The sequence below is a fragment of the Alkalihalobacterium elongatum genome, from assembly GCF_019024285.1.
Classification (GTDB): Bacteria; Bacillota; Bacilli; order Bacillales; family Bacillaceae_F; genus Alkalihalobacterium; species Alkalihalobacterium elongatum.
In genome coordinates, this window is record NZ_WMKZ01000011.1 from 66,336 (window position 1) to 86,016 (window position 19,681).

General features: G+C 35.5%; 18 protein-coding genes. 2 read left to right on the forward strand and 16 right to left on the reverse strand.

The window, feature by feature from the left end:
* Positions 1-4: 4 nt before the first annotated feature.
* Entirely contained in the window at positions 5-1,153 is a 1,149-nt protein-coding gene (locus GKP30_RS12830) for a thiolase family protein (protein ID WP_216829850.1), read from the reverse strand.
* 309 nt (positions 1,154-1,462) lie between these two features.
* On the opposite strand from GKP30_RS12830, the gene GKP30_RS12835 reads away from it, so the two are divergent.
* Positions 1,463-3,580 carry a sigma-54-dependent Fis family transcriptional regulator gene (locus GKP30_RS12835; protein WP_216829851.1) on the forward strand — a complete coding sequence of 706 codons (2,118 nt, stop codon included), beginning with the start codon at positions 1,463-1,465 and terminating at the stop codon, positions 3,578-3,580.
* Between the two features lie 323 nt (positions 3,581-3,903).
* On the opposite strand, the gene GKP30_RS12840 is transcribed toward GKP30_RS12835, so the two are convergent.
* The 10 genes from GKP30_RS12840 to GKP30_RS12885 form a co-directional block, all read right to left on the reverse strand.
* Positions 3,904-4,863, reverse strand: a complete 960-nt coding sequence (locus tag GKP30_RS12840) for an NAD(P)H-dependent flavin oxidoreductase (RefSeq protein WP_328703156.1) — start codon at positions 4,861-4,863, stop codon at positions 3,904-3,906.
* Positions 4,864-4,906: 43 nt separating this feature from the next.
* The gene (locus GKP30_RS12845; RefSeq protein WP_216829894.1) at positions 4,907-5,221 is read right to left on the reverse strand and encodes an iron-containing alcohol dehydrogenase; all 315 of its coding nucleotides are present in this window, start codon (positions 5,219-5,221) and stop codon (positions 4,907-4,909) included.
* Between the two features lie 131 nt (positions 5,222-5,352).
* Complete coding sequence (locus GKP30_RS12850; protein WP_216829852.1) at positions 5,353-6,453, reverse strand: TRAP transporter substrate-binding protein; 1,101 nt, start codon at positions 6,451-6,453, stop codon at positions 5,353-5,355.
* Between the two features lie 206 nt (positions 6,454-6,659).
* Positions 6,660-7,412 (reverse strand): SDR family NAD(P)-dependent oxidoreductase, encoded by a 753-nt coding sequence (locus tag GKP30_RS12855; protein WP_216829853.1) that lies wholly within the window; start codon positions 7,410-7,412, stop codon positions 6,660-6,662.
* A 32-nt stretch (positions 7,413-7,444) separates the two neighbouring features.
* On the reverse strand, positions 7,445-8,644 hold the full coding sequence (locus tag GKP30_RS12860) for an acyl-CoA dehydrogenase family protein (RefSeq protein ID WP_216829854.1): 1,200 nt from the start codon (positions 8,642-8,644) through the stop codon (positions 7,445-7,447).
* 155 nt (positions 8,645-8,799) lie between these two features.
* Positions 8,800-9,864 (reverse strand): phosphotransferase family protein, encoded by a 1,065-nt coding sequence (locus GKP30_RS12865; protein ID WP_216829855.1) that lies wholly within the window; start codon positions 9,862-9,864, stop codon positions 8,800-8,802.
* Positions 9,865-10,025: 161 nt separating this feature from the next.
* The gene (locus GKP30_RS12870; protein WP_236035074.1) at positions 10,026-11,204 is read right to left on the reverse strand and encodes a CaiB/BaiF CoA transferase family protein; all 1,179 of its coding nucleotides are present in this window, start codon (positions 11,202-11,204) and stop codon (positions 10,026-10,028) included.
* A gap of 498 nt (positions 11,205-11,702) precedes the next feature.
* On the reverse strand, positions 11,703-12,239 hold the full coding sequence (locus tag GKP30_RS12875; protein ID WP_216829857.1) for an NADPH-dependent FMN reductase: 537 nt from the start codon (positions 12,237-12,239) through the stop codon (positions 11,703-11,705).
* A 35-nt stretch (positions 12,240-12,274) separates the two neighbouring features.
* Positions 12,275-12,910, reverse strand: coding sequence for a TetR/AcrR family transcriptional regulator (locus tag GKP30_RS12880; protein ID WP_216829858.1), 636 nt, complete (start codon positions 12,908-12,910; stop codon positions 12,275-12,277).
* A gap of 362 nt (positions 12,911-13,272) precedes the next feature.
* Complete coding sequence (locus GKP30_RS12885) at positions 13,273-14,334, reverse strand: LLM class flavin-dependent oxidoreductase (protein ID WP_216829859.1); 1,062 nt, start codon at positions 14,332-14,334, stop codon at positions 13,273-13,275.
* Between the two features lie 851 nt (positions 14,335-15,185).
* On the opposite strand from GKP30_RS12885, the gene GKP30_RS12890 reads away from it, so the two are divergent.
* The gene (locus tag GKP30_RS12890; protein WP_216829860.1) at positions 15,186-16,145 is read left to right on the forward strand and encodes an alpha/beta hydrolase; all 960 of its coding nucleotides are present in this window, start codon (positions 15,186-15,188) and stop codon (positions 16,143-16,145) included.
* A gap of 155 nt (positions 16,146-16,300) precedes the next feature.
* On the opposite strand, the gene GKP30_RS12895 is transcribed toward GKP30_RS12890, so the two are convergent.
* The 5 genes from GKP30_RS12895 to GKP30_RS12915 all read right to left on the reverse strand — a co-directional run bounded on the left by GKP30_RS12895 (position 16,301) and on the right by GKP30_RS12915 (position 19,673).
* Positions 16,301-16,492 carry a hypothetical protein gene (locus GKP30_RS12895; protein ID WP_216829861.1) on the reverse strand — a complete coding sequence of 64 codons (192 nt, stop codon included), beginning with the start codon at positions 16,490-16,492 and terminating at the stop codon, positions 16,301-16,303.
* Positions 16,493-16,562: 70 nt separating this feature from the next.
* Entirely contained in the window at positions 16,563-17,045 is a 483-nt protein-coding gene (locus tag GKP30_RS12900) for a nuclear transport factor 2 family protein (RefSeq protein ID WP_216829862.1), read from the reverse strand.
* 126 nt (positions 17,046-17,171) lie between these two features.
* Positions 17,172-17,915 (reverse strand): SDR family NAD(P)-dependent oxidoreductase, encoded by a 744-nt coding sequence (locus tag GKP30_RS12905; protein WP_216829863.1) that lies wholly within the window; start codon positions 17,913-17,915, stop codon positions 17,172-17,174.
* Positions 17,916-18,056: 141 nt separating this feature from the next.
* On the reverse strand, positions 18,057-18,479 hold the full coding sequence (locus GKP30_RS12910) for a Zn-ribbon domain-containing OB-fold protein (RefSeq protein WP_216829864.1): 423 nt from the start codon (positions 18,477-18,479) through the stop codon (positions 18,057-18,059).
* A 24-nt stretch (positions 18,480-18,503) separates the two neighbouring features.
* Positions 18,504-19,673, reverse strand: a complete 1,170-nt coding sequence (locus GKP30_RS12915) for a thiolase C-terminal domain-containing protein (RefSeq protein WP_216829865.1) — start codon at positions 19,671-19,673, stop codon at positions 18,504-18,506.
* Positions 19,674-19,681 lie beyond the last annotated feature (8 nt).

The window sequence follows — 19,681 nt, forward strand, 5'->3', positions numbered from 1 at the left end:
CTTTCTATTCATTTACTCGCTCAATAATTGTAATATTTGCGATTCCATGTCCCTCACATTGTCCTAACAAGCCATAATTTCCACCTGTTCGTTCAAGTTCATGAATTAACGTTGTTAATAATCGAGTTCCATTTGCTCCAAGAGGATGCCCCAATGCTATAGCTCCTCCATTTGGGTTTACCTTTTTTGGGTCAGCTCCAGTTTCTTGTAGCCAAATAAGTGGAACAGAGGCAAAAACTTCACTAATTTCAAATACATCGATATCCTCTATTCTAAGCCCTGCCTTTGTAAGTGCTTTATTGGTTCCTATAATTAGTCCTGTGAATAAAATTTTGGGATCCGACCTTACTACAGACCTATTTATAATCTTATATCTTGGTTTTAATCCTAATTCGTTTGCTTTTGTATTAGACATTATTAATACAGCAGCAGAGCCATCACTAAAAAAACTAGAATTACCGGAATGAACTTTTCCGTTTTCTTTATAGGTAGCCTTTAATTTGGAAAACATATTGTCTCTTAAAGCTTTTCTCGGTCCTACATCTTTTTGAATTAAAGTTTTTTTTCCATTTGGAAGCGTAACGTATAATGGTACAATTTCCTTCTCGAATCGATTTTGACTCTGTGCCTGAATTGCTTTCTCATGACTTTCATAAGCATACTCATCTAATTGTTGTCTACTTAATCCCCAGATATCAGCAATGCGCTCTGCTGCTAATCCTTGTTCGAGCAATTGATGCTTAAAATGGCCCTTTTCTTTTTTGCGATTATTAAATTGAGGTTTGCCATGTTGTTCAATACTTTCTAACCCTGCAGCAATCATTATGTCCATGTCACCACTTATAATCGCTTGTGCAGCAAAGTGGATTGCTTGTTGGCTAGACTTACAATGTCTTTCAACTGTTGTACTAGGAACACTAGTTGGGATACCAGAATTCAACATTGCTAACTTAACCAACTGTGCAACTTGCTCATCTGATTTTGAAGAACAACCAATAATAATATCTTCAACTAAATCTGCTGCAACTCCACTACGGTTAATCAATGCTTTAATTACTTCTGAAGCCAATTGTTCTGGTTGTAATCTACTAAAAATACCTTTCTTTTTTATCATCGAGGTACGTACTGCTTCTACAATTACAGCTTCACGCATACCTACCCCCCTTATTGAAGGTTTATTGTTCTCTTTCACCCTAAAAGGTAAACGCTTACATTTTTTGTTTTCAGTTTTAATATGCAATTAACATGCCAAACTTTAAGTTATTTAGAAGAAAAGACAAATTAATAATAAAATAACTGTTATAACAATCATTTAATTATCTATTTATTTTTTGAAAATAGGTTTGAATTTCAGAATATTTTGTGTTTTAATGTAAACAGAAGTGTACAGTTTATAGAATTTTTGTAAACAGTTTACATGTTTACAATATTAACAATAAATATTTTTTAAAGGAGAGTAATTATGAAAGCTCGAGATATTATGACCGTTTCATTCCAATCTTGTAATGTTAACACTTCATTGATTGATGCTTTTAAAATTTTTTCTAAATATAACTCCAATATTATTTCTATCATTGACGAAGATAATATATTGATTGGAGTTCTTACAAAAAACAAATTAATTAACGCGATTTCAAATAATTACTCTCTTACTGATACAATTAAACCATTTATTAATTTTAGTCCTATTTATGTAAATCCATGTTCTTCCATATTAACTACAAGAGAGAAGCTGTTACACCATATGATTGGTCATGCCCCAGTAGTTAACAAAAGAAAACAACCGATTGGCGTTATTTCAACTTCACAAATTTTATATGGTTACGAGAAGACTCTTGATTTAGTTCAATCACACCTTCAGCTTTTATTTAATAGTTTACAGTTCGGCTTGTTATCTGTAGATACAGATATGAATATTAACGCCATCAACCCTTTAGCAAAAGAAATTCTACAATTTAAGAAGGAGGATGACGACTCAAGTCTTTTACTGAATGAATACACAGTAATAAAAAATATGATTCAGTACGTACTCGTGAACCGTGAAAAACCACCTAAAAATAAAATATCTTTAAATGGTTATAGCTTTGTTGTAGACTGTTATCCATTATTTGAAAATAAAAAGTTAATGGGTGTCATGACGATCATTGATGACCTCACGAATATCGAAGAAATAATTAAAGAATTACAAATTACAAAACAATGGGAGGAAAAGCTAAGAACCTTAGTAGAAACAGCTTATGATGCAATTGTTTTAGTTGATGAAAATGGTTTAATCACAATGGCTAATAAGGGGTTTTGTGATCTTTTTTCTACGGCAGAAAATACAATAATCGGGCAACCCATCTTGAAGGAGTTCCCAGATTTAGGGATTAAAGATGTTTTTGATATGAAGATACCACTCAGTGGAATTTCAAAACGGATTAATTCACAACAATGTTTAATATCTAATTTACCGATTTTAAACAATGGAGAATTAGTTGGTATTGTTTCAAAAATTACCTTTAGAGGGTTAAAACAACTTCAGGAGGCCATAAATGAAGCTAGTAATACAGAAGTAGCACCTATACATAAAGACCAAAAAGAAAGTTTAGGAACAAGATATTCAATTGCAGATATAGTAGGATCCTCCCATCAAATAAAAAAAGCAAAAAAGGAAGCGTTTGCAGCTTCACAAAGTAGGTCAACAGTTTTACTAATTGGTGAAAGCGGGACTGGAAAAGAACTTTTCGCTCATGGTATTCATACCGCTTCTTCCCTTCCTGGGTCATTTATTAAAGTAAACTGTGCCGCTATACCAGGTGACTTATTAGAGTCAGAGTTTTTCGGTTATGATGAAGGTGCATTTACAGGTGCTAAAAAAGGAGGTAAGAAAGGTAAGTTTGAACTTGCACAAAACGGTACTTTATTTTTGGACGAAATTGGGGACATGCCCTTAAACCTGCAGTCAAAACTTTTACGTGTACTACAAGAAAAAGAATTTGAACCACTTGGAAGTCATAAGACTATTAAACTAGATATTAGAATCGTAGCCGCCACAAATAGAAATTTAGAGGAAATGATAAAAGAAGGTACTTTTCGTGAAGATTTATATTACAGACTTAATATTCTAAGAATTAATATTCCTCCATTAAGAGAACGAAAAGAAGATATTAATGATATTACAGACATAATTTTTGAAAGATTAAATCAAAATGGTTTTTACATTAAAGGGATTACATCTTCTGCATTAAACTTCATAAAGCAATATAATTGGCCTGGTAACATTCGTGAATTACAAAATGTACTTGAACGTGCAGCAAACTTAAATATTAGTGGCTTTATTAATGTCTCTGAGTTACCCGAATATATTTTAGAGCACCAACAGCACCCTGTAAAATTTATGATTGAGGATAGTAATGTTATAAAGGATAATTCATCTTTACAAACCACCAATAAGAGAAATGTCCCTATGCAAGAAAAAGACCTAATAATTAAAGCTTTAAATCAAGCACAAGGAAATAAGTCAAAGGCTAGTAAAATTCTAGGCATCAGTCGTACCTGGCTATATTCAAGGATTCGAAAATATAATATTAATGAGTGATTTTTTTATAAAGCTGTTCCGTAAACTTGTTGTTATTGGACCGTTGAGCTTCACATTAAAGCGTTTAGAACCAAGCTTTCTCGCTTGATTCAGTGGGGGTTTTCCTTCATCCCCCACTGAATGTTAGTTAAACCAATCGGTTTGTTCCTCTGTCCGACACGAAGTGGGTCACACTTTGCCTTTTTTGCTTCCGCAAAGGCTTGAAGCGGGAGTCTTAGCGCCCGTTAAACGGGCTAAATACCTTCGCTCATAAAAAATCTTAGAGAGTTTACCTAATCGCTAAGATTTTTTTTTCTTATTCTTATACTTATCATTTTCCTTCTTCAGTTATTAGACAATTGAAAGTTTGTTGCTAGTAAGCTCCTTGCTTCTTGGGCAATTCGTTTAACGATAGTTTCTGCACTTTCTAATTCATCTATTAAACTAGCAACTTGCCCACAACTAGCATAGCCACCTTTGATATCACCCTCAAACATTGCGAGCTTATTAAAAGTACCACGAACCTTAGGTAGAATATGTTCTAATGTCGGATTTTTTCTTTCTTCTTCTTGAACATGTTGAGAATACTCATTCTTTAATACTCGTATTGGCCCTTTAACCAACCTTGTTAAAATTGTCGTAGAATCATCTTGAGCCTCAAGTATTGCTGCTTTAAAATGATCATGAGCTTCACACTCTTTTGTAGCAACAAACCTCGTACCTAGTTGGACTCCTTCTGCACCTAATACCATTGCCGCTACCATACTTCTCCCATTTACAATACCACCTGCAGCGACTATTGGGACTGAAACAGCTCGCTTAACTTGAGGAATGAGTGTAAACGTTGTTAATTCTGAAGGCCCATTACTCCCTCCAGCCTCAAAACCTTCACAAACTATAATATCAGCCCCTAGTTTTTCGGCTTTTTCAGAATGAAGTGCAGTTGAAGTTAAAACTAGAGCCTTTAATCCATTATCTTTAATAAATGGGATTAGATCCTTTGGATTTCCAGCTCCTACACTTACAGCTGTTATTATGTTTTTGTACTTCTTTATAATTTCAAGATATGGAGTATAGTCAGTATGCTGACTAATTGGTATATTTACTCCAAACGAATTATTTGTGGATTCTTTCGCTATTAAAATCTCTCTCTCAAAGCTTTCAGGTGACCGACCAGCTGAACCAACTTGACCGAATCCTCCACCGTTTGAAACTGCTGCTGCCAATAATCCATTTCCAACATAAGCAAGTCCTCCTTCAATAATCGGGACTTCTATTTCTAGCATTTCACATATCCGATTCACGTATTGCTCCCACCTTTATCATTTTGTATTGTCTTACTTCTTTTTACCAAGCAGCTTCTAAAAGTGCAGTAATTTCTTTTGATAAATCTTGTGTATCCATAACAATGACATTCTTTTCTCCTTGAATATCCATAAGAATATCTTTTACTATATTAGGAATACTTTCTTTACTAACATTAAAATCTCTTAACTGATCAGGAATCTCCAAATCCTCAATTAAACCTTTTATGAGTGATGGTGCGATGCCGACTTTATCATTAATACTTCTATTTAGCTCTGTCTTACCTAATATCTCTGGGATCTGAGCTTTCTCCTTATACGTACGCGGGAGGAGAAATTCTATGACATGCGGTAGGATACTTCTATTCTCTTATACTCACCAGCCGATAATAAGGTCAACTATTAATTAGAAGTAACCTATGGATAGGATTAAGAACCATAAGAGAGGCTGACACTTTTCTAAGGTCAGCCTTATTGAGCGTGGGTTTATTATTTTAATTCCTCTAAAGCACGGTTGTAGAAGTCTTCTCCAAGAAGATCAATATTATTTTCAATTGCCGGTTTAACGGCTTCTCTGAATCTTTCTAGTTGCTCAGGGGTTAATTCGTGAATTTCTACTCCCTTTGCTTTCATATTTTCTAGTGCAGCTTCTTCTTGTTCGATTGCAAGATCTCTAGCAAATTGGACCATTCCATCTGCTGATTCTAAAACAACCTCCTGTAGGTCGGCAGGTAAACTTTCGTAGAAGTCATTATTGATAAATAAGATATATGGGAATAACACATGCTTTGTTAACGTCAGATATTTACTAACTTCATAAAATTGAGAATCAGACATTAATGGTACTGTTGTTGTTAGGCCGTCAATTGTCCCTTGTTGTAATGATGTGTACACTTCAGCAAATGTAATTGGAGTTGGATTACCACCCATTACTGATATTGTATCCATCAACACCGATGCTTGTGGCGTTCTTATATTTAAGCCTTTTAAATCATCTGGTTCAGTTAACGGATGACTGCTGTTAAGGATAGACAATGAACCGATATCATAATAACCTAAAATTTTTGTACCTGTAGCTTCTTCAAACTCTACTTTCAATTCCTCCCCTATTGGACCTTCCATAAAGTCAAACAACTGTTTACGATCTTCAAATAGAAATGGGAAGTCATAAATATTAAAACCTTTAACTCCAGCAATTTGTGCTGGGATAAACGGACCTGCACCGATCACTTGAGCTGTACCATCCTGTAATAGTTGAAGGTTTTCTTCATCAGAGGCTGATAAGGTTCCTCCTAAATAAATTTCTACTTCTATTTTTCCTTTACTTTTCTCCTCTACTAACTCTTTAAACTTATGAAAACCAATCGCAACAAAATTATCAGCATTTACAACAGTTGGCAGTTTAATCGTATACGTTTGACCGTCGTCTGCTTTAGCATCATTCGGTTGTGCATCATTTGTGTCCGTTTGACCTTCGTTATCTTCTTGCTGACTCGACCCCGTTTCAGTTGTACCCCCACACCCTGCTAGTGCAAGTAAAAGTATTACGAGTAAAATAGACCATACAACCTTTAATTTGTTTCTTGTCATTTTACCTTCCTCCTCTATAAACTAAAAAAAATAAAAACACCACCCTTTGTGAGTAAACGCTTAAAATAATTATAGTAGGAAAATGTTTCAACTCTTCTTTATAGGCATCTCGCAGTAAAGGCTTAAGTGGAAGCACGATGACTTCCAGCTCAAACCTTTTCCACATTAAATATTAGTACAACAAAAGGGTAATTTGTTCCTTAATTTTATTCAGAAAGTGTTCCACCATCTATAAAAAACGTTTGACCAGTGACATAATTGGCTGCATCTGAAACAAGATATAGAGCAATGGAAGAAATATCTGTTGGATCACCAAGCCTTCTTAGTGGAATAGCCTTGACTGCTCGTTCTACCCATTGTTTATTTTCCATTTCTGCCTTATTAATTTCAGTACTAATTAACCCAGGGGCAATGGAATTGACTAATATACCATTTTTAGCCCATTCTGCTGCCAGAGATTTTGTCAAATGAATGACTGCTGCTTTACTTGCTGTATATGGAGCAATTCGTTTATACGGCTTAACCCCACCTACTGATGAAATGTTAATGATCTTCCCATGATTTTGTTCAATCATAATTTTGGCAGCTTCTTGAGAACAGAAGAATAAGCCCTTAATATTAACATCGTAGATCATGTCCCAATCCTCTTCAGTGACTTCAGTAGCAGGCTTTGTTACATTTGCTCCAGCATTATTAATTAAAACATCTATTCTATTAAACTCTTTTATTGTCTTTTCAAACAATCCACGAATATCATCAAGGTTACCAACATCACAAGCAACCGCCAAGGCTTTAACACCATATTGCCTTACTTCTTCTGCTAATTCTTCACACACATATTGATTACGACTTGATATAACTACATTGGCGCCTTTAGAAGCAAAATCGCGGACCATTTGTGCACCTATACCACGGCTGCCACCAGTAATAACGATTACTTTTCCTGTAAAGTCTTCCAAAATCTCACCCCTTTTCTCTGATGATCTAATAATTAAACGAGTACGTCGCTATTGCGATTTTTATATTCTTTTAAATAGCGTTTAGCTACAACTACACGATGAACTTCGTCTGGACCGTCGTAAATATGTGCAGCTCTCGCTTCACGATAAAACCCTTCTAATGGCGTATCTTTTGAATACCCTAATGATCCATGAACTTGAATCGCTCGACTAATAACATCATTTAATATTTTTGCTCCGTAAAACTTAATTAAAGCGATTTCTTTTCTTGCATCTCCACCTTCGTCCATCATCCAAGCCGCATGAAGCGTCATTAACCGACAAGCTGAAATTTCTGCTGCTGAATCTGCAATAAAGTTTTGAATCGTTTGGAAGTCAGCTAATGGTTTACCTCTTGTTTTTCTTTTGAGGGCGTAATCAAGCATTAAGTCAAAACTACGATTCATTACACCTAACCAACGCATCGCATGTGTAATACGCCCAGGTCCTAAACGCATTTGAGCTAGTTTAAAGCCTTCGCCTTCTTTTCCTAAAATGTTTTCTTTTGGAATACGACAGTTGTTAAATTTAATTTCCCAGTGACCGCCTTCACTAAAATCACCCATCGTTCCAATATCTCGAATCATTTCAAAACCTGGTGTTCCCATATCTACAAGAAACATCGTTGCACGTTCATGGGGAGCTGCATCTGGATTCGTAACTGCCATGACAATGGCAAACTGTGCTAACCCTGCATTACTAATAAACCATTTCTCTCCATTAATGACCCACTCATTACCGTCTCTAACTGCGGTCGTTTGAATACCTGTTGGATCAGCACCTGATACATCACGTTCAGTCATCGCAAAGCATGAGCGTATTTCATCAGCTATGACTGGCTTTAAATATTTTTCAATTTGTTCAGGTGTTCCAGCTTTTAATAGAATTTCAGTATTTCCTGTGTCTGGTGCTGCTGTCCCAAATACACGCGGTCCAAGGACACTACTACCTAATATTTCATTTAATAGACCTAAAAACACATTTCCTAACCCTAAACCACCGATACTTTTTGGCAGATGAGCCGCCCATAAATTTTGGTCTTTTACTTTTTGCTGCAATGGCTTAAGAATTTCATTTGGCAGACCTACACCAGGAATAATGTGTTTTTCTGCAGGATACACATCCTCTTCCATAATCTTCCTTGCTTTTGCTAAAAGCTCTTCTTGTTCAATTGTTGGACTAAAATTATACATATTATATCTCTCCTTTTTATATTAAAATTGAGTTTTGATAAAGTAAAAACTTTCCTTAAGTGGGGGCAGTCATCCCCACTGAATGTTAGTTGAGGCCTACAGGAAGTTATCACCCTCTTCATTTAGTTTCTTTTATTAAATAAATTAATTAACAATTAAATCGTTTGTTTTTGACTAACTTCATAAGCATGAATCATTAAATTTTTAACTCTTACATCAAATTCTGAAAATCGTTCATCCGATGTTTGGCCCATTTTCCACCTGTAGAAAATTTGTTGGAGTACAACAGCAAGTTTAAAGTAAGTAAACGCTAAATAGTAATGTAAAGATGGAATATCTCGCCCTGTTTTTAATGAATACCTATGAATAAATTCGCTTCTTTTGATGAACCCAGGCATCGTCGTTACAGTTGGTAAACTGTTTGTAAGAGTTTCTGGATCATCTTCTTCCATCCAATAGCCTAGGGCACCCGCTAAGTCAAATAACGGATCAGCAATGGTTGCAATTTCCCAGTCCAATACCGCTTCAATTTGAGTTAAATCCTTAGAAAGCAGCATATTGTTTAATTTATAATCATTGTGAATGATTGTAGCATCAGGTGATTTAGGAATATGATGGACAAACCAGTTTGCTAGTTGTTCAAAATATGGAACTTCGTCTGTTTTAGAGCGTTCATACCTCTTAATCCATCCATAAACCTGCCTTTCTAAGAAACCATCAGGATGGCCGAATCCTGACAATTCTACCTTTTTGTAATCTACTTGATGAAGCTGGGCTAATGCATCAACAACTTCATTTGAGATTGTTTCACATAATTCCTTTGTAACCTTAACTCCTTGTGGGAATTGATCATTTAATACAATTCCTTTTTTTCTTTCCATTACATAAAAAGGGACACCAATGATGGATTTGTCTTCGCAATAAATATAAGGTTTAGGGACCAATTGATAGGCTGGGTATAACCGTTGTAGAAATTCAGACTCTCGTTTCATGTCATGAGCTTTCGGTGGAAGGGGGCCAGATGGCGGACGGCGCATAACGGCCTCCCAATCCCCACAACGAATTAAATAGGTTAAGTTTGAAACCCCTGTCGGAAATTGCTTCACCTCAAGCGGACCAGTTGGTATACCTTCAATAACCACTTCTAAATATTGTTTTAGTGCGGTCTGATCAAAGTCTTCACCTTTTCGAATTTCTATCGTTTCACTATATTGCTCCATTACTTTCACACCTTATAATAAAGTTTATTTTCATAAGAGAAATCGTAAAAACAAACAGTTGTTTTATTTTTGCGCATTAAAATTACTAGACTCTTAACTTTTATCGCTTTCTTTTCATAATAGAATGAAGATTTTCTAACATTAATTCTGCTTAGATTTAGCTAAACAACTCCTATATTTCCTAATTTTTCAATTTGCTCTTTTGTATACCCTATTTTCTTAAATATCTCTTCATTATGTTGTCCTAACTCTGGGGCTTTGGAGTAGATTTCTCCAGGTGTGTCAGATAACTTGATCGGAATACCGATATGTTTTATGACTTCTCCAGAAGGACCAATAAATTCTTCGATCATCCTACGTTCATTAATTTGAGGATTTGTTATTAATTCTTCAAAATTCAAAAGTGGTGCTACACAAGTATCTAGCTTTTCAAATATTTTTATCCATTCATTCAATGGTTTTTGTAAGATGATTTCACCTATTTCAACTTTCATTTCGTTTTGTTTATTTTGAGGAGCATCGAGCAAATCGATTAAGTCCTCTCGCTCGATTCCTATACAAAATTCTTTCCAAAACTTGGGTTCAAGCGCACCTACAGATAAATACCTTTGATCAGCTGTCTCGTAAACTTCATAACATGCCTTTCCACCTGATAACGTCAATTCCCCACGAACTGGCTTTTCTTTATTTACAAAATAGTTAGGTAGGATTGTTTGTAACCATGAAACAGCACCATCTAACATTGAGATATCTACAAATTGCCCTTTCCCACTTTTTCCTCTATTAATAATTGCTATCAAAATACCAATTGCAGCCATTAGTGAACCTCCACCTATATCAGCAATTTGTACACTAGAAAGCGCTGGTTTCTGGTTCAACTCACCTTGCAATTCCAATAAGCCTGCGTAACTTAAGTAATTAATATCATGGCCAGGCAACTTGGCATATGGTCCTGTTTGCCCAAAGCCTGTAATTGCACAATAGATTAACTTGGGATTAATTTCCGATAATTCTTTATATCCCAGACCTAACCGATCCATTACTCCTGGTCTAAAAGATTCTACCAACACATCTGCAGTCTTTATTAATTCTATAAAAACTTCTTTGCTTTCATTAGTTTTTAAATTTAAAGTGACACTTTTTTTGTTTCGATTTAACGAAGAAAAAATGGCGCTCTCTTTTCCTACTTTTGGTTCTTCCCACCTTGCATAATCCCCAACATGAGGTTCTTCAACCTTAATTACTTCTGCACCAAAATCAGCAAGGAACGAGGTGCAATAAGGACCAGGTAACAAACGCGACAGATCAATCACTCTAATTCCATTAAGTGGCTTATTCAAGTTCCGCCCTCCTTTAACTAGGTCATTCAGTATCAATTTAAAGGTTATTCTAGTCACTTTCATAGAATAACTTAAAAATCAAATGACTGTTTGTTAGATTAATTTCCAAATTTTTTTCTCACTTGTAAAACTAGCTCTAAAGAGATTAAAAATTTATAAAAACAATTCGTCTGGCCTATAATTCAAATGACTGTTTGTTTAATTTATATTATACAGATACATAATAATTATCGCAACCTTAAAATTGAATATTCTGAATTTTACGTCGGCATTTTGAGGATTAGTTATTTCAAGCAAAATAGGAAAGGAATAATCCTGTTAGCTTTTTTAGATCCCTGTGCTTATTAACTAGCTCCTTAAATATGTTATTTAAGCTATCACTTGGATTTTTCCTGAAGTGAGAATAATTACATTACTGAAAAAATAAAAAAGGACCATCTCATTTATGTACACAACACTTACTTCGGTACATCTTTTTGAGAGGACCTTTTCTGATTGCTAATATTTTAATGCTTTTTGCATAAAAACAAGCTCTTTTGCCAAATTTTGAATACGATTTAATAACTCTTCATCTATTACTTCATTCTGATTATTAAAATGATCATTTTGAGCATACACATAGCTCGGTGCTACATATGCCCGAAAATAACCTGCAATAGGTTTTAATTGATTTTCGATGACAAGATAGTGTTGATAGGTTCCTCCTGTCGCAACAAAACCCATCACTTTATTTCTGAACGTTTCAACTGGCGTTAAATCGATTAAGTTCTTTAATGCTCCTGATAATGAAGCTTGAAAAATCGGCGTCCCTATAAGAAACATATCTGCTGAATTCATAATCTCAATTACCTTTTTTGTATCACCTTCGTACGTTTTCGGGTCACGCCCATCACAAAATTGAATATTATATTCTTTTAAATTCAGTAGTTCAATCTCTATAGAAGAGTCTAGCTTTTTAACCTCGTCTAAAACTTTATTGACTATAATACGAGTTTTTGATCCGACGATTGTACCAGATATACCTACTAATTTCAAAATCAATCCCTCTTTCGGTTCATTAATAAAATCTTTTACTTTTTATCTGAACAGATTAGAACCTTATCCCAAACCGCTTGTAAAACAAATTGATTAAATTGAGCAGAGATGTCTTCTAAAGAATAACCGTTATTTGGTGAAAACCAACGTTGCAGGTAATTATAAACACCGAATATCGCAAATGTCATAAGTTTAGTATCTAAATCACTTCTAAATTCCTTCTTTTCGACACCTTCGATAATAATCTTTCGAAACAGGCGGTCATATTCATCGCCTAATGTTGCAATTTCTCCACCAAATTCGGACTTGAACCATTCGATTGAAATCCAGACAAATAGCTCACTTTGATATTGATCAAATGCATGAATATGATTTTGTAATGCTTTCTCTAATTTAATCGTCGGCGTATAGGATGAATTGACTATCTGTTTCAAACTATCTGTCATTTCAACAAGCGGTCTCTCGACAACCGCATAAAGAAGGTCTTCCTTTTTATTAATATAATAATATAAACTTCCTTTAAGCATACCGACTTCATTTGCAATATCCTCTAATGTCGCTTCTTTATAGCCTTTTTCTCGAAAAACTTTAGCTGCTGCATCTATAATTTCATTAAATCTTTTATTGGATTTGCTATTTACAGCTTTTCTGTTCATTTTTGGCTTGTTCATTGGCAATGGCTCCTTCCTACCCATATAGTTCATAAATTACCTTATTATAAACTGTATTATTGTATAAATTATTAGTAGGTCATTTATTATAACTAAACTACTAGTTGTTTGAATTATATTTTATCATTACTACCGTAGTTTAACAATGAATTTGCAAAATTAAGAAAACGATAATCTGTTTATAAACCATTGGATGATTTTTAGAACCAGCCCTGTTCCCTGGCGTCATTTGTTAGATAACTTAGTGCGGTTAAACGGTATAAATAGGGAGAGAGCAAAATGGTGAAAATAAATGCTTATCTGTAGCTTACTCCCTATTACTTTATTATCATTAATATAACAATTATTTTAAATCTAGCTAATTATTGAGAAACCTTTTTAGCAGTCGGTTTGAAGTATGGTAATACTTCATCCGCAAAGCGCTTCATCGTTCTCATTACCTTGCGATGTTCCATACCACCCATTCTGAACCAGCACGATAAACTATCTACTCCTGCTTGTTCAACAAGTTCAAGCTTATTGACAGCCGCTTTTCCGTCTTCTAATAATACGATACCTGCGTCATTTAACATACCGACATCAACAGGGCCTGACATTTGTTCAGCTACTTCCGCAAAACGCTCATATCCTTTAGCAGCCTTTTCTCCTCTGGCACCTGGAACTAACGCAAGTACGCGGTCGAAATACATCTCCATTTCTTTTTCAACATTTTTAATCGCTTGTTCAGGATTTTCAGCAATATTCATTTGCAAATTCATATGAATCTTTGGATTAACTCCTTTTAGAAGAAGACGATCTCTAGTTGATTTGATATATTGTAGTAATTCATCCATTACCATTAGTGTTGGTGTACACATAAATTCCTGTGCCCCTCGCTCTACCATATAGTCAAACGTTTCTGGACTAATACACGCATAATAGAATGGGATTCTTTCTTGGACTGGTTTAGGAGTTAATTTCACATCCTCTAATTGAAAGTGTTTTCCTTGGTAGCTAAATGAATCATTTTCCCATAGACCTTGAATGATATCGACAGCTTCCCAATATACCTCTCGTGAATTTTCCATTGGAATTCCTAGCTTTTTAAATTCAATAGGTTGATAACCACGTCCAGCACCAAACTTTAGGCGGCCGTTACTTAAAATGTCGACCATTGCAAAATCTTCAGCAATACGAACAGGGTTATCAAAGTTCAAAATACTAATCCCCATCCCAATGTCCATTGTTTTTGTAATTTGAGAAATAGCGGCTGCAGCTACTTGAGGAGAAGGCATACTTCCATAATCAGTAAAGTGATGTTCCGCTAACCAAACACTTCCAAACCCTAATTCTTCTGCATACTGAATTTGTTCTAGCATCTCCTTATATGCACGGTCATATTGCCCATCTAAACACTCTAATACATAAAAAAGTCCACAATTCATAAATCAAAACACTCCTTTAGAAAATAAATTAAGTTCATTAGATAAAGCAAAAAAACAAAAATGAATAAAAGAGTTCACAAAAATCTCCAACCAAACATTTGTTTTAATAAAAGATAAAATAGCTTACGCGTATTACATATAAAGCGTTTTGCTAAATATAATATTAAAAATAGGCAGAGAAGGTACCTTAGTAAACATCACCCCCTAAAAGAACTAACAAAAAATGATCAGCAAGAAAATATAACTGAGTAAACATGTTAAATAATATTTTTGAAGTAAGTTTAAAAGTAGATTAGTTGAATTATAGTACGAACGTGTGTATGAACAGAGGTATTATATTTATTGCAGCGAATTAAAACCAAATGATCAGCCATATTTTTCGAAGGAAGATTTTAGAAAATAAAAGGTCTTTTTAAAGTGGAGAAAATCTAACGTTTGTTTGATTTGTCGTTATTATAGCAACCAAAGTAATCAATTTCAATACTATTTTTAAAATTTTCTGAAAAAATTACTTTAATTGTAAAAAACTATTAAGAAGAATGGTCTAAAGGTAAATTGGTTTCAGCAGCGATTTTCTCCCCCCTACTTACTACTAATTAAGCTTTACACTAGTAACATAACAGCCTAAAACTTTCTATATATTAAGTTAATACAGTAAGTTTTGAGCAATAATGTAAGCCTAAAAACAATCAAGTGCTTTTTTGTACCTTTCAAAATATTTATTTATAATCATTTTCTGAAAAGTTTACATTTTCAGAATTTTTTATATTTTTTCTTGCATTATTTTTTACCAGAATTTATAATAGTTTTGAAAGCGGTTACACTACTTATTGATTGGAGGAAAAATGATTATGACATTACAACCTCAAGTGAAAAATCTATTAGATCAAATTGCAGCAGCCATGGCAGATGGTGCTCCAAAGATCGAAGAAATGTCTGTACAAGAAAATCGTGATGGGTTACTTGCCTTTTATGCTGGAGTAATTGGTGAGCCTCAAGAAGTAGCAAAAGTGGAAAATATTAACATCCCTGTAGATGGTGCTGAAATCGGTCTTCGTATTTATACCCCTAAAGGAGAAGGACCTTTCCCAGTATTTGTATACTACCATGGTGGTGGATGGGTATTAGGTGATTTAGAAGTGGTTGATCCTTTGCTTCGTTCGCTCACGAATTCTACCGAATGTTTGGTTGTTTCAGTCGATTATCGTTTAGCTCCTGAAAATAAATTCCCTGTTCCTGTAGAGGATTGCTATGCTGCAACAAAATGGGTGGCAGAAAATATCGTCAAGTATAACGGTGACCCTAGTCGTATTGCAGTTGGTGGTGATAGTGCAGGCGGGAATATTGCAGCTGTTGTACCATTAATGGCTAAAGATCGTGGTGGTCCAGATATCGCCTATCAAGTACTTCTTTATCCAGTAACTGATTGTAGATATAACACTCAATCATATATAGATAATGGAAAAGGCTATTACTTAGAAGAACCAGCAATGCACTGGTTCGCAGACCAATACTTCTCAAATACAGAAGTAGAAAAATTACACCCATATGCTTCTCCATTACTGGCAAATGACGTTAGTGGACTACCTCCAGCGTTAGTGATTACTTGTGAATATGATGTCTTGCGTGATGAAGGAGAGGCCTATGCTGAAAGATTAAAAAAAGCAGGGGTTCCGGTTGAATTAACAAGATATGAAGGACAAATTCACGGATTTTTATGGATGCCTGTCATTATGGATGACGCGAAAAAAGGCGTTGAACAAATTGCAACTGCACTGAAAAAACAGTTTTCTTCTAAACAATCCGTTTAATCCAGAAGCTATAAAACTATTAAACGTGATTAGGTTGATCGATAAATACTTAGGTATTTCGATCAACCTCTTCGTGTTAATCTACTTTTTTTTTACTTCCATTGAAAAAACCAACAACGATAATCTATAAATGAAGCTGCTCTTAAATGAGCAGCTTATAGTTTATTATTTAAGTACCAACGATCTCCTTTATTAACAAGAGTTCCTTTTCGCTTTAATTTCCTAAGGTGCTTATAAATAGTATCTCTTGTAATATTCTGATAGTTGTACTTTTTACATAGATTAAGGATTTTCTTTGCTGTTATCCCTGGAAATTCTCGTAGTGTCTCTTTTATTACGTTTTCCAAATCCTTACCTCCCTTTACATTGTCATGCCTTGTAAAAACTATTTAAGATAAAGCCATTAAGATAATTTATTTATAGCTTAGGATTAATACGTGTTTCTGGTTTATCTGACCAAGGTTCCAGTGCAGGAGTCATATAATGAATTTTTACTTTTCTTTCAGTTAATCGCCACCTACCTGTTCGATTACTTAGCTTATCCCAATAAGTAGCTGCGATAACGAGAGGTACACCTACAGCATTAGTTGCTGTTGCATCTACATCAGCTATAGCAGTAGCAGTACCATTATTAATATCTACTTCAACTACTTCATTCACTGCATAATGGTGTGTTTCAGGAAGACCTTCCCAAATCGCTTTAGTCTTTTCTAATATTTCTTGTTTATTAGCACAATATCCCCAAGGATCACCAATATCCCATATAGCATTTTCTTCCCAAATATCCATAAACATCTCTTCATCATGTTTGTCGACACCATGATTGTATTTCGCGATGACTTCCTTAATTTCTTCACGAGCCTCTAACACTGCAATTCTTTCTTCTAAAGTTTTGGCCATACCATTCACCTCTTTTTTATAAATGAACTAAAAAACTTTTTACTTTAACTGTTTATATAAACCAAATATTTGTTTGGTGAAGTTCGACACTATCTAGAAACTATAATTCTTTCGATTTGTATAAAGTTATTGAGAACCCCAACCGCCATCAACTTTCCAAATCTGTCCCGTAACAAAGTCTGCTTCTTCTGAGGCAAAGAAAAGAATTAAATTAGCAATTTCCTCTGGTTTTCCCAGACGTCCTGCCGGGGTTGCCGCTGAAAAAATCTCTGTCATTTCTGGAGTTGTATCACCTAGAATTGGCGTCTGGATGATTCCTGGTGATACAGCATTTACTTGAATATTATCTGCAGCATATTCCATAGCTACTTGCCTTGTCATTGCAGCAACCCCACCTTTTGCCGCAGAATATGCTACTAAATTGGTTAATCCAATATGTGCAGCTAGTGACGCGACATTCACAATCTTGCCTTTTTTATTTTTTACCATTTCAGGCATGACACTTTTCATTCCTAAAAAAGTTCCTTTTAGATCAATATCGATTACGTGATGCCATTCCTCTTCGGTTTGCTCAAGAAGCTTATCTGATCCTCTTGATACAACTCCAGCTATATTAGCGAGAATATCAATTGTACCGTACTCTTCCAAAACCAACTGTACAGCTTTTTTCCAATCCGAACTATTCGTTACGTCCCCTTCGAAAGCTATTGCCTTACCATTTTCAGAAACGATTTGCCTAACCGTATCTTCTTGTCCTTTAATATCCATGCAGAGCACCTTTGCCCCTTCACGTGCAAAACGAAGAGCGGTTTCTTTTCCAATACCAGACCCAGATCCAGAAACAATAGCTACTTTGTTTTGAATTCTCATATAAATCCCTCCCTAAAATTTTCTCACCTAACGAATTAGTAATTTGCTTAGTCTACTAGATACTTATTTAAATTAACATTACAAAACATGTATCACCCCCTTAATGATTAAAACGTCTTTAAAAATTAAGATTAACAGATATTAAACTCCTTCATTAGCTGGGCGAAATTTGGGTATGGAGATCTCTTCTGACCAATCTTCAAATTCAACTTCTACACCCATGCCAACCTTAACTGCTTCTAGGTCACAATGAATGATATTACTCATCATCACTGGCCCTTCTTCCAATTTGATTAGCGCAACTACATACGGGGTTTCCGCTTTGTAAGCTTTAGAAATAGGCCGTCGAATAATTGTAAAACTAATTACTATACCTTTGCCTGAAGTACGTTCCCATTCAACTTGATTACTAGAACATCTCGTACACATAATTCGTGGGTAAAATTGATAATGGTCACACTCTGTACATTTTTGGATGAGTAACTCATGCTTCCGACATCCTTGCCAATATTTTTCAGTTTCTATAGTCGGACGTGGAAGATTCTTTCCTGAATGATCTACCATTTTTCTCACCTCTCCCATTTCATATTAACCTCTATCGCGACCGAGAATCAGTGTCGTATGACTAGACATAATTCCACCCTGACCATGAACAAGTGCAACTTCAGCTCCTTGTACTTGACGTTCACCAGCTTGATGCCGAAGTTGTAGAACTGTCTCCGTTAACGCAAACATCGAACCCGGGTTTCCTGGATGACAGTGAGACAGCAGTCCACCGTGTGTGTTGACAGGTAACGAACCCCCAAGCTCAATTGCCCCGCTCTCTATGAATGAGCCCGCTTCGCCTTTTTTACAAAAACCAAGGTCCTCTAATTCAATTAAGACCGTAGGCGTAAAACAATCATAAAGTTGGGCTAAATCCATATCTTCCGGCCGTAAGCCAGCCATATCATATGCACGTTGCCCTGATTCTACAGCTGCTGAAGTTGTCAGACTACGCGCTTGGCTAATATGTTCATGTCCGTGCCCCTCGCCAACACCGAGTATGTACACAGGATGATTCGGAAAATCTGCTACTCGCTCAGCGGAAGTTAAAATTACAGCTGAACCACCATCTGACACAAGTGAGCAGTCTAACAAATGAAGAGGGTCAGCAATCAACCTTGAATTTAACACATCCTCTACCGTAATTAATTCACGCATCTGTGCACTTGGATTTAAACTAGCATGCATCCTTGCAGTAACAGCAATTCGTGCAAACTGCTCAGGTGTTGTGCCATATTTCGCTATATGTGCTTGTGCAATTAGTGCATAATAAGCTGGTACAGTGGGCCCATATGGTGTTTCAAACTGTGCATGCCCAGTTGCTGCTTGCATAGCCATTGCTTGATCTCTAGTTAACCCACTACGTAAACTATCAGCCATCGTAATTAATACCGTATCGCAAACTCCCGTTAAGATCGCAGAAGCTGCATGATGAAGAATAGAAAATGTTGTACCACCTCCTGTACTTACACCCATGCAATACCGTGGAAAGATTTGCAAATACTCAGCAATGGCTTCAGCATGATACATGTATGGCTCTGCAAACGAATTACAAGTAATCAAACCATCAACTTGGTCTTTACTAATTCCAGCGTCTTTAAGGGCGCGAAGTGCAGCATCTACACAAAGCTGAGTCGCACTCATGTGAGGCACAACTCCCACATCTGTATCTGCCGCTCCTACAATAGCGACTTTTCCGCGAATTGATTCCATTCTCTAAT